General features: G+C 36.4%; 8 protein-coding genes. All 8 read right to left on the minus strand.

All coding sequences use genetic code 11. The features are described from left to right. Window positions 1-55 precede the first annotated feature (55 nt). The 8 genes from C4F50_RS16655 to C4F50_RS16690 all read right to left on the minus strand — a co-directional run bounded on the left by C4F50_RS16655 (window position 56) and on the right by C4F50_RS16690 (window position 12343). The gene (locus C4F50_RS16655; protein ID WP_194139785.1) at window positions 56-1453 is read right to left on the minus strand and encodes a RagB/SusD family nutrient uptake outer membrane protein; all 1398 of its coding nucleotides are present in this window, start codon (window positions 1451-1453) and stop codon (window positions 56-58) included. Window positions 1454-1463: 10 nt separating this feature from the next. Beyond that, complete coding sequence (locus C4F50_RS16660) at window positions 1464-5054, minus strand: SusC/RagA family TonB-linked outer membrane protein (protein ID WP_194139786.1); 3591 nt, start codon at window positions 5052-5054, stop codon at window positions 1464-1466. A gap of 100 nt (window positions 5055-5154) precedes the next feature. Beyond that, a complete protein-coding gene (locus C4F50_RS16665) occupies window positions 5155-6357 on the minus strand; it encodes a FecR family protein (RefSeq protein ID WP_194139787.1) in 1203 nt (400 codons plus the stop codon). 101 nt (window positions 6358-6458) lie between these two features. After that, window positions 6459-7031, minus strand: a complete 573-nt coding sequence (locus C4F50_RS16670; RefSeq protein WP_348537021.1) for an RNA polymerase sigma factor — start codon at window positions 7029-7031, stop codon at window positions 6459-6461. Window positions 7032-7149: 118 nt separating this feature from the next. After that, complete coding sequence (locus tag C4F50_RS16675) at window positions 7150-8154, minus strand: XdhC family protein (RefSeq protein WP_194139789.1); 1005 nt, start codon at window positions 8152-8154, stop codon at window positions 7150-7152. 29 nt (window positions 8155-8183) lie between these two features. After that, on the minus strand, window positions 8184-9710 hold the full coding sequence (locus tag C4F50_RS16680; RefSeq protein WP_194139790.1) for an alkaline phosphatase family protein: 1527 nt from the start codon (window positions 9708-9710) through the stop codon (window positions 8184-8186). Window positions 9711-9745: 35 nt separating this feature from the next. Then, the gene (locus C4F50_RS16685) at window positions 9746-10807 is read right to left on the minus strand and encodes a deoxyribonuclease II family protein (protein WP_194139791.1); all 1062 of its coding nucleotides are present in this window, start codon (window positions 10805-10807) and stop codon (window positions 9746-9748) included. Window positions 10808-10909: 102 nt separating this feature from the next. Continuing rightward, a complete protein-coding gene (locus C4F50_RS16690) occupies window positions 10910-12343 on the minus strand; it encodes a hypothetical protein (RefSeq protein ID WP_194139792.1) in 1434 nt (477 codons plus the stop codon). Between the last annotated feature and the right edge of the window lie 21 nt (window positions 12344-12364).

Raw genomic sequence — 12364 nt, forward strand, 5'->3', positions numbered from 1 at the left:
TTTTTTTGAATTAAGTGCACTCAATTTCTTGAGTGCACATTCTTAATTAACTTAATTATGGATTCTGCTGTAAGTTTGGTGCGTATTCAAAATAAATTGGGGCAAAAGGCATTTGATAACGATCACTATTTGGGGCAAGTGTAAACGTCTGTCCGGCAAAATCATGAGTAATGGTTTTGGCAAATTCTGGTTCTTTGTTTAAACGTTTCAAATCAAACCATCTAAAACCTCCAGTTCCCATTAACTCTCTTCTTCTTTCTGCTAAAACTTTGATTAAGGCATCTTTACTGTCTGCTGCGGTCATGGCGGCATATTGTCCCGCCCTGAATCTTTTTTGTCTTAATTTATTTATTTCGTCCATTGCTAAATCTCCAGAACCTGCTCTTGCCAGACATTCTGCTTTTATCAGCATCATTTCAGGTACAGTCGGGCCTGCATTTCTGCTTTCTCCTGTCAAACCTTCTTTAGAGTATGTTCTTCCTAAAGTATATTCCGAATTAAAACTGCTGGATGGCTGTGTAAACAATACGTAGCGTAAATCATTGGTATCAAAAGAATTAATCAATTCATTGCTTAACGATAATATTTGCGGTGCATACGAGTAACTGCTGTATCCATTCCATTTTGATAAGATCAATTCTCTATCTAATTTTCTTGTAGGGAAAGCACTAAACTCATAATCTTCCAAATTGTTAAGTGTACTTTGCAATGCCAGCGATTTTTCGGCATTTTCTAAAGCCAGCGGATAATTACGCATATACAAATAGGTTCTCGCCAAAAGTGCGTATGCCGCAGCTCTGGATGGAAATGCCACATTGTTACCAGAATTTACAGGTTTTAATCCTGAATTTACTGCATCATTAAGATCGCTGAGAATTACATTATAAGCGTCCTGTACAGAACTTCTTTTGATATCATCTGAAACAGTTGGTGTTGTAAAAAGAACAATTCCAAGATCTGTGGCCGATGTATTGGCATCATACGCTTTTCCGAACGCATTCACCAGAGTAAGAAAAATAAAGGCACGATGCACTTCTGCTTCCCCTTTTATGGCCGCTTTTTGGGCTTCCGTTCCATTTTTACTTTTCATTACTTCATTGATGACTATATTAACAGTGTATAATGCATTATACAGATTACTCATATCATAATCCGTCTCCCCGTCAAAATAGACAACATCAGACCATTTATACAAATTTCTAAAAGGACGAAGGTAATCTGCAGCCTCTAATGCAGTGGTCTGCGCTGCATTTTGAAAACTGATATCATCTGATGGTATATCCACATTACCATAACTTTTGTCTAATACAGACGTATTGTTTAGAAGATATCGGTAGTTTGATGTTTCCTCAGGTATTAGTTTACCCTCTGTCTTGATATCCACATAATTATCACAGCTTAAAACAAGAACTCCTGCTGCAGCAATTGCTATGTATTTTAAATATTTTTTCATCTTTAAAAAATTAAAAATTAACATTAAAACCAATTGAATAGATCGCCGTTGCAGGCAGTTTCATATTAGTTCCTGTATAAGGTAAAAAGTCAGGATCTAAACCATCTTTATTTTTTCTCCAGAAGAAACCAAGATTTCTAGCTGTAAAAGTTAAAGAAGCTCCTCGTACAAATCCTCTGTCAATCAGGTTTGTCATATCATATTTTAATGAAAGTTCTCTAAAACGAATATGATCTCCTTGCATAACTTGATCTTCTCCAAACATATATCGTACGTAACTTAGTCCTGTTGAGCCCTGGATTCCCGGTACAGAAGTAGTTGCCTCATCACCTGGATTTCTCCATCTTTGATCGATATCTGTATTTAAATCATATTGATTAAATCTTCCTTGTCTGTTAACGTAACCTCCATAAGTTGGTTTAAATAATACATAATCAAACTTGTAAGTTGCCAAAATGTACAGTGACAATTTTTTATAATTGAAAGTATGACTCAAACTTCCGTAATACGAAGGAATATTGGTTCCCATGTACTTCATGTCTGCAATATCTTTTAGAGAAGTAAAAGAATTTACGATATTACCGTCTTTATCATATACCTGAGTTCTCCCGGTTGCATCTAATCCTGCTGATCTAAAAGCAAATACACTGTTTAAAGGATAACCTTCAATTGGTGGTGTTGATCCTGTACCGTTTAAATAAGAACTGTAGTTCTGAAGACGGGTATCTGTAACTTCTGTATTGTTAAAAGAAACTACAAGAGCCGAATTCCATGAAAAATCTTTTGCTTTAAGGATAGTTCCATTTAAATTTAAATCGATTCCATGCCCTTCTAAAGTTGCAGCATTTTGCACTAATGTATTGTTTGATACTCCGTAAAATGGTGATACCGGAAAGTCTACAATTAAATCCGTACTATTTTTTTTATAATATTCTACTGTACCGCTTAATCTGTTGTTTAAAAGCGAAAAATCCAATCCAAAATTTAAGATTGCTGTTTTTTCCCAACGCAAATTAGGGTTTGCCGGCTGGCTGATAAAAGCATACGGCTGCTGCGAAAAGTTATCTAAATCACTTATACTAATATTTGTAAAAGGGAAAACCTCTAAGTTGATATTTCCGTTAAATCCGTAACTCGCTCTGAAAGCTAAATTATTAACTAAGTTTACGTCTTTAAGAAAAGATTCTTCTTTAATGTTCCATTTAGCTCCGGTAGACCATAAAGGCGTTCGTCTTAATTTTTTACTAACTCCAAAATTGTTATAGTCGTCTAATCTTGCGCTTCCTGTAAGTGTATATTTATTTTTGAAAGTATAACCTGCATTTGCATAATAAGATAAAAATCTTCTCTTGAAATCTTTATGCACATTACCGTTACTTACAGTATAATTATATCCATTAACGTCTATATATTGCTGTGATGGGATATCTACAGAAGTCTGCGTTTTTGAATTATAACCATAAAGTGTTCTCGAATCCTGGGTTTCTCCAGCCTCTCTTGCTTCAATACCTCCCATAGCGTTAATCAAATGATCTTCACCAATAATGCCGTCATAATTTAATTGTCCTCGCATTGTAGAGCTGGTTTTTCCAAATCTATTACTTTGAAAAATACCTCCTAACGGAATTCCGTATACCAAATCACCGCTACTGTTTATTGAAGTAGCTGAATTGACAGCGTCACGGGCGTAATAGGTATTTTCATTGTACATATTATCATTTGATGAAGTCGAAGTTTCTACAGAGTACGTACCAACAGCATCTAAACCTTTTAATAAAGGAAGTGTAGCAGAAACGGTAGCGCCAAAATTTTGTTCGTCTATGGTATTATCTCTATTGTTTAATTCATCAATGTAATTGTAAGTCCACGGTAAATATCCAGCTTGTTCTAATGGAATTGTTTGTCCCGCATAGTAATGACGGTAATAATCAACTGAGTTACCATTATCTCCAACGATTTGATCGTAAGGCAGTAAAGTATTCAATGACGTTCCTAACGGAGAAAGTCCTAAACCGTTTTGTTGGTATTTAAAGATCGAACCTCTTAAATTTGTATTTATTTTTACATAATTAAAAAGCTTAAAATCCTGATTAGACAGTAATGTCAAACGTTGTCCGCCGGATCCTTTTGCCTGAGTTTCTTCTTTAGAATACGAACCTGACATGAAATAAGAATAATCATTTTCTGCTCCGCTAAAAGACAAATCATAATTCTGGCTTGTTGCAGCTTGCAGCAAATACTGCTCTGCCTGACCATAAGTATTACGACCGCGTAAAACATCTAACCCGGCATCTCTCTGAGCCTGTGTGATCTGCCCGCGTTTGTACTGAAACATTAAATCCATTCCCTGGCTGACCGGAGTAGTAAGCATGTAGGTTACACTTGCCGGATCTGTAACCAGATTTTTATCTACAAATTCCTGCTCTAAATTTAAAACCTGAGACGAATTCATCAAAGGTAATTTTGACAAAGAAGGTTTGTTAGAGAAACTATAATTTTGAGAAAAATTAATTCTGGTTTGTCCCTGTTTTCCTTTTTTAGTATTAATTACCATAACCCCATTTGCCGCTCTTGCGCCATAAATAGAAGCTGCAGCTGCATCTTTTAGAAAAGTAATTTTTTCAATATCATTTGGATTTATCGTTCTAATGTCCAATTCTGTAGGTGTACCGTCAAGCACAATTAATGGCATTGCATTAGTGCCTCCAGTATCAAAAGTAGATTTTCCTCTAATGGCAACATTGTAACTCGATTTTCCTGCTCCTGCACCAAACGTAGTTCCATACACGAAGGTATTATCAGAATCTAAAATGTTCAATTGCAAACCTGCAACCTGACCTTCTAATCTGTGCAATACGTTATTAACAGGAACTTTTTCTAAATCTTTTGCCGTAATTACAGCAAACGAACCTGTAGAACGCTCTTTATCAATATTTTGATAACCTGTAGAAACGATTTTTACTTCATCCAATTTGCTCACATCCTCCAGCAAAATAGGGTTGATAATCAAACTGTCCGAAACGGTGACCTCTAGTTTTTTGTACCCCATGTATTCAAAAACGAGCACATCGCCTTTTTTGGCCATGATTTCGTAAGAACCATCAAAGTTTGTAATTGCTGCATTTTTTGTGCCTTTTACCCAGATGGTTGCACCAATTAAAAATTCTTTTTTGGCATTGGTTACGACTCCCTTAATTTTGACTTTTTCGTCCATTACAGCAGCAGTGCCGCTATTTGTTTTTGGATTTACTGCAATAACAATCAGTTTATTATTTACAAATTCTGCTTTGTAATCATCTCCAATTAATTCTTTGATCACTTCCATTACATCAGCATTGTTAACTGATATATTTACTCTTCTCTGTGCGTCAAAAACGTCATCACTGTAAAAAAACTCGACATTGGTTTTTCTCGTAATTGTTTTTAAAACATTAGACACAGACTGGTTTTTCGCGTTTATGCTTACTTTTTGGGAATAGGCAAAGGCAACAATATTGAAAAGAAATATGGATAATATTAGGGATTTCTTCATAATGTCAAGAAATTTATCCCAAAGCGCGGATTTTACCCCACAATCTTTTGCGGATAGTTTTTTTTTCATACTTTTAAATGTTTTGGTTGGTTAATAGATTTTGAACTCTTTTTTTCGACTGAACAAATACTCGCCGGGAAATGGTGCAAACATTTTCCGGTTTTTTGTTTTATTTACTTACGGTTACTTCATACGTTTGGTTTAGTTTGGTTATTTTATATTTCACATTCGATGTTTTACTAATAATGTCCAGAAATTGATCGATTGGTTCGTCTTTTAAAACAATTCCGGTAAATTTTATCTGCTCCAGTGCTTTTTGTTCGAACTTCACATTAAAGTTGTACCATCTTGCCATTTTGGTCAAAATGTTTTTCAGATTTTCATTTTCAAAATAAAACTTGCCGTCTTTCCATGCAGTATAAACGGCCGGGTCAACTGTTGCGATTCTTAATGTTTCGTTACGAACTCTGGCTTGCTGCCCTGGTGTCAAAATAGTCGGTTCACTTTCTTTTGATTTGCTTATTCCAGAAATTGCAACTTTGCCTTCGGCAAGTGTGGTTTCAAAATTTCGGTCTTCATCATAAGCACTTATATTAAAATGCGTTCCTAATACGGTAACATTTCCAGATTTTGTTTTAACAGTAAACGGACTGTGCACATTTTTACTGACTTCAAAGTAAGCTTCTCCTTCAAGGGTTACGGTTCTTTTGTCACCGCTAAATTCTACAGGATATTTTAAAGAAGATTTGGAGTTGAGCCAGACTTTGGTTCCGTCTGAAAGATTTACGGCATAAATTCCGCCTACTGGAACAATTAACGTATTGTCTCCTGTAGAAATCACTCCTTTTAAATCTTTGGAATCGTAAACCAAAACATGATTTACATTCGAAATTATACCATTTTTAGAAACGATTTTTTCTTTTTTAGGTTCTAATGAAACAACACTTCCGTCTGCCAAAACCAAAGTAGGATGATTGTATTTTGGCTCAATGCTTTTTACCTCTACTACTTGATTGTTAGAAACGCTGGTCGTATTTAAATAAAAGAAAACAGAAGAGATTCCTGCCAAAAGCACTAAAACTGCTGCATACCTCAACATTTTGCTATAAGTAAAAAGTGAAATCACAGGTTTCTCAACTAAATTGATTTTTCCCTGAATTCTTTCAAATGCAGCATCGGTATTGACAGCACTATAAAATTTTTCTTTTGATTTTAAAGTTTCTAAATCAATAACTTTTTGATAATATTCTTGATTTTCGGGTACAGAAAGCCATTCCTGCAAAAGAGCATTTTCTTCAATCGATAATTCTCCTACAAGCAGTTCTTTCCTGATAAGAGCAGCGATTACAAATTCTTTCTTTCCTGAATACATGTTTTTTTGATATTAAGTCTCTATTATTAACACTTTAAATAAATGTTATATAAGTAAGAGTACGAAATACCAAAAATGGGTGGAAAGATTTTTGATTTTTTTTAAAGAAAAAGCAAAATAAATAAAAGTTCGGAGTGATTCTTGAGCTTTTCTTTCAATAATTCGATGGCGCGGGCACGCTGCGACTTAACTGTATTGATAGAAATATTAAGCTGTTCGGCGATGTCTTTGTACTTCATTCCTTCCAGACAGGAAAGTTCAAAAACTTCTTTACATTTTTCCGGCAGCGAGTTTAAAGCATCCATTAAAACCGAATATAATTCTTCTTCCAGAATGTTAAAGTCAAAGTCTGTTGTCTGGTCTGAAAGTTTAGGATCTAGTTCGACAACTTTTTGTTCTTTTTTTAAAGCCAATAAAGAACCATTGCGAACCATAGTATATAAATAGGACTTAACATCGATTATTTTTTCAAATTTGATGCGGTTTTCCCAAAGCTGCAGCATTACATTTTCTACCACTTCTTCGGCAAGAAAATTATCTTTTACAAAACCAAAACTATAACTCACAAGTCTTGGATACAAAGAATAAAAAAGTTCTTTGTAGTACGCTTCATCAATACGAATATTTTCTTTTTCTGAATTAATTTTGTGTTTGTTTATGAAGCAAATATAAATTTTATATCAACAAAACCTTAATTTGACCAAACAATTAGCATCAATTCGGCACATATACTGCAAAAAAGTAAGAATAGAATGCTTTTTTATAAAACATTCTAAATGATAGTTAAAAAAATTATTTACTTACTGAACAACAAGCATGTTCGATCTCTTTTTGATTTGTCCGCCAAATACTTGTAATTTCTGCCATGATGGCTAATGCTATTTCTTCTGGAGTTTTGCTCCCGATAGACAATCCTGCAGGACCATGAATTTTGTCAAATTCAAAATCATCAATAAACAACTCGGTTTCCAGAATGGCATTTAGAAGTTTTTCTCTTCGATGCACGGGGCCTAGAAGACCAATATACCGAACTTTTGAAGTAATGATTTGGAGTAAAAAACGTAAATCTTTAGAAAAATTATGACTCATGACAACAACGGCAGTATTTTTACAAAATAAGTCTTGATCCAAATCTTCTGGTTTCATTGTTAAAACTGATTTTGCAAACGGGAAATCAGCACCATCAACGCTACTGTATTCAGAACCTATTACAATAACTTCCCAACCTAAAAAGGAAGCCATTTGGCTTAATTTTGCCGCGTCGTGTTCTATTCCAAAAATACACAATCGGTTTAGGGGTTCTATCTTTTGCGTATAAATCCGATTATCAGAATCTTTCTTGTAATTAGAATGGTAAATAACAATGTCCTTGAAGATAAACGAAGTTCCGAAATCGGGTCTGCTTATTTCATCGGCCAAAAAAGAAAAGGATAAAGAAAAATCCTGTCTTTGCTGTATCGCATCTTCAATTAAATTGAGGAGTTCGTTATTAGGATAAAATAATTCTATTAAAATATAAATACTGCCTTCGCATCCTAATCTGAAACGACCGTCATATTTAAATACTTTTGGGCAGCCGGAAGCAAATACACTATCGGCTTGTCTGATTACTTCTTTTTCTACACAACCGCCGCTTAGTGCTCCTGTTATATTTTCAAATTGGTCAATAAGCATTTGAGTTCCTTCTTTACGATAAGAAGAACCTTCTACATGAACAATGGTTGCCAGAACTGTTCGTGTATTTTTTTGAGCAGCTTTTTTGTAGGATGCTATTATTTGTAAAAATTCGTGGGTCATTTATCCTGCGGTTTAAGCTTTGGTACTACTTAATTGTTGCCAAAAAGGTTTTTATAGTTGATCTGAATGTATTCTAGAATTTCACTGGAAGAAGGTTTGGGATTCCCCGTCATGTCTTCTAGAACATCTGCTATCAAATGATGTAAATCGTTTACGTGCAGTTCTCCTGCCTGCAAATTCCATTCTAATGGAGTAACAGTGGGAATGTCTTCTTTTCGGGCGTATTCTAATTCTAATAAGGAAGAAAAATCAGGCGCCGCTTTATCTCTTTCGGTAAGATGTCCTTCAAGATTAAAACAATTTTGAACCGTTTTTATAATAGAAGAATGATCAAATGGAATGTACCCATCTGGTCTTGCAATAAGTCCTTTTTTGATATAAGGATTAACTACGACGCAAGGTACACGCACCCCAAAACGATTGAAAAGGAATCCGTCCTGACCGGCTCGCTCATCTGCGTAAGGATTTTTTGCTCCGCTTGGAGGTGCCACGTGATCATAGGTACCACCATGTTCATCATAAGTGATAATAAACATGGTTTGATGAAAAACAGGTGATTCTTTTATCATATTGTAAAGATCTGCAATAAGCTTTTCACCGGCTCTAATATCGGTCGGCGGATGCTGATCGTTTTGCCCTGTTCCACCGTAATTTGGTTCTAAGAAAGAATAACTGGGCAGGTTTCCGTTTTTGCAATTTGCCTCAAAATCAGACAATGTCCCAAAATTATTATTGTATTTAGCATCATGCAGCTGCGTCATGATCAATCGGGTAAGCGAAAAATGATTGTCTCCAAATTCTCCGTCCTGATCTTTAGAACTGGCAAAGTCATTGTTGCCAAAAATCCCCCAGCTTAAATCGTTTCTCCCGCTGTCAATCGCATCTTGTATTTGGTTAAAGATCGTTTTTGCATCACATTGCGCAACAGGATTGTTGTTTACATGTCCTGTAGAGGTTGCAGCGTGCACAAAGTCACGATTCGGAATCGTCTGACTGGGCACCGAGCAATGATAATGGTCACAAACAGCAAAACTCTTGGCCAATTCGCTTAAAACAGGGGTTTGTTCTGGAGTGTAACATTTCATTATAGCCCTAGGGTTTGTTGGATTATCGCCAAAACTAAAGGCTCCATAGAGCATTGCATTTTGATAATTTTGAACAAATCCCATATTAATAGCGGGCGGAGCATATTGCTGTGCTACCTCATACTTTAAAAACAACTGGTGATTGGTGTCTTTAAAACCTTCACCCGGATCTGGATTCGGAAGGGTAAAATCTACTGGATTTGGAATATATTCGTCTCTTCTTTTTTTGGCTTGACCGTTTTTCTCAATCATCACTTTTTCAATGAACGGTATACCATCTGAGTCTATATTCTCAAGAGGATTCCAAAGGTCTTTGTTGAGCCCTTCAAATTGTTGGTCATGAGGCGGAACCTCATCTGCGTATAACCAGCCTAATAAATTATCAAAAGATCTGTTTTCTAACATGAGCACGACGATGTGCTTTATTGTACTCTGTAACTTGTCTTTATTAGGAGTGAGATATTGGTTCATCTTGCTTTGGTTTTGTGATAAGAATCGGGTATCGTTTAGTGTGTTGCCGTGATTAAGTTCTGTGCATCAACTCTTGTGTGTCCTGGAGGCGAGACAATCAGATCTGTTTTTGACAAAGCGGTCCATAATGTATTGTCTTGAAATGCAATAGTACCGCCGCCGCGTTTTTCCTGAGAGATCATACGATTGATGTCTCCTACGCACACCCAGTCAGAGTCGGTGGTAACAGCCCATTTAGCATGGTCGTGTGTTTCTGGCCAGTTCCACGGAACCCCAAGCGGACTTAGATCGATATATTTAACATCGAAAGTTTTATGAATACCGTCGCTGTCTAATGTTGGCGGAATTTTGCCTCGAATCCAGGTTTCTACATTAATATCTGCTCCAAGCGTAGGCCCCACCAGATCGTTCCAGAAATCCTTATTCCATTTTACATTTTTTGCAATGACTTTAAAATCAAATCCTCCTCTCGATTGATACGACAATACATCTGAATCTCCTGCGGGATCAGGATTTAGCGGCTGGCTAAGTAAATAAAGCGGATCATTCTTATCTAATGAGGAAGGAATGCGGGGTACATATACTTGCGGTACTTGATGGTTTGCCATCTGAGCTGCAATTTTACTTGCTGTTTCAATATCTATAGAAATACAAAGATAGGTTTGCCCATATTCTGGAGTCGGCATCGAGGTTGCTTCTGCATCGGCATATTTTGGCCATGAATGCAATACCCATAAAGCAGTTTTGGTATCGGTATCAAAAGCAAGCACTCCTTTGGTATGCCCGTACGAACTACTGTCTGTTCTGTTGGCATCGGCAGGCATTTCGTCATTATAAAGAATCCATCCTGTAGTAGGCGACGGATTATCAAAAACTGCCTTTAACGTAAGATCAAGCGCCCCTTTTCCGTCTGTCAGTAAATTAGGCGATTGAACAACTTTTTTTATATTAGGATCATAATAAATGTATTCGTAACCAGTAGCTGTAGGGTCGTTTGCTGTTTTTCCAAGTTTAGGAACTTTATATGCGAACCACCAATCCACTGGGTTACCGCTTTCATCTAATGCAGAAATTCCGTTATTGATAGTATTAGCCATTTTTTATTTTATAAGGTTGGGTTATAATAGTGCATGCTAATTATACCGATCCAAATTGTTAAACTTGAATCGGTATTTTTTAGAATCTAGCATGTTATAAGATTATTTGTTTGGTGCAATGTCTCCACGACGTATAGGCACGTGAACTGCTTTGTATTGAGAAGCAAATTTTCCCTTATCGGAAGCTTCTTTAGCAGTGAAGAAATTTTCTAAAGCGATGGCTACCTGAAAAGAGAAATCGGTTGAATATACACTGTCGTTCATAGAAGTACCGCAGTCTATATTCTGAAACCACTTCATCCATTCAGCACTACCTCCTTCTTTTGGCGGTGCTTGACCACCGTCTGGAGCAGCACCTGGCGGTACCAATGATGTTACTGCCGGATATTGGGCCGCATTATGACAGGACATACAAGAAACAGTATTTAAATCAGCAGGACCATCTAACCTTCCGTTCCATCCAAGGTGCTGCGGCGGAAGATTTGGACCATCAAAAATCACGGTTTCTTTCAAATCTTTGTTTACTTCGGTCTTGATTGGCGGGTATGGTGATGTTTTGTTAATTTTGTTTTTAGGATCATTCCCCCATGTAAGTCCAACCGGTACCAGATTCATTAATTTGTTTTTATTGTTCAGTTTACCGTTGTAGCAGAAAGTTCCAAATACCCATCCGGTTCCTTCAGGATTGCTTGCACTTCTGTCTGCTCTTGGGTCGCGAACGGAAATATCCATTTGTAAAAGATGTACATCAGAAACCACTCTTTTGTCAGATTTCCAGAAGTTTTCAGTAATATACGCTTTCCATGTCAACGGATTTACAAGATAATCTACGAAATCGGTTCCTTTAGGCGCATCAGTAAAAAGTAATTTTATAAAAACAGTTCCTGTTGGAAATCCTCCATTATCATAACGTTTATCCAATACTTTTATATTAGGATTCTGCGTGTCTTTCCACATTTTGTACATGGCATAACCGGCTTTATCATTGATTAAAGTAATCGCGTATACAGAATAATCGCCTTCAATTCCTTTTAATCCCGGTCCTAATTGAAGTGGTCCCAGAGGCGCTTCTTTAATAAGTCCGTGAAAACCTTCTGTTCCTCCATTTGGCGGATAAGCATTTGGTCCTTCTACACTTGGGTGCAGCCACGGAATATGGTACCAGTCGCGTATTTTATTTTTGAACGGATTCCATTCTTCTGTGTTTCCTTCAAAGCCGTAATCGCGAACAGCTTCTATGTATTTTAAAGGATCTTTTTTAAAATCAATGTCTAAAAATTTAGGCATTTCTTTAGGCATTTCAGTCGGGAAATCTGTTTTGAGACGAAATATCGGCTGATCAGAATATTTTTCTCTGTATTCCTGAGGGCTGACCATATAACCGAAATCAGGAAATCCATCTTCTTCATAGTTTTGTCTTTCTAGCACTGCCAAAGCATTAGACATCTTTTTTTCGGCTTCTGGAGTTTCCTTTTTTTCGTTACAAGACGCAAAAAGAATAGAAGCTGCAATAATAATAGATCTTAGTTCTTTCATTAGTAGATAATTTGGTTCGTA

Origin of the sequence: Flavobacterium hungaricum (assembly GCF_015182285.1) — a bacterium.
GTDB classification, from domain to species: Bacteria; Bacteroidota; Bacteroidia; order Flavobacteriales; family Flavobacteriaceae; genus Flavobacterium; species Flavobacterium hungaricum.

Coding starts and splice junctions, on each gene's coding strand:
- C4F50_RS16655 (WP_194139785.1), bottom strand. CDS start 1,453: ATGAAAAAATATTTAAAATACATAGCAATTGCTGCAGCAGGAGTTCTT.
- C4F50_RS16660 (WP_194139786.1), bottom strand. CDS start 5,054: ATGAAAAAAAAACTATCCGCAAAAGATTGTGGGGTAAAATCCGCGCTT.
- C4F50_RS16665 (WP_194139787.1), bottom strand. CDS start 6,357: ATGTATTCAGGAAAGAAAGAATTTGTAATCGCTGCTCTTATCAGGAAA.
- C4F50_RS16675 (WP_194139789.1), bottom strand. CDS start 8,154: ATGACCCACGAATTTTTACAAATAATAGCATCCTACAAAAAAGCTGCT.
- C4F50_RS16680 (WP_194139790.1), bottom strand. CDS start 9,710: ATGAACCAATATCTCACTCCTAATAAAGACAAGTTACAGAGTACAATA.
- C4F50_RS16685 (WP_194139791.1), bottom strand. CDS start 10,807: ATGGCTAATACTATCAATAACGGAATTTCTGCATTAGATGAAAGCGGT.
- C4F50_RS16690 (WP_194139792.1), bottom strand. CDS start 12,343: ATGAAAGAACTAAGATCTATTATTATTGCAGCTTCTATTCTTTTTGCG.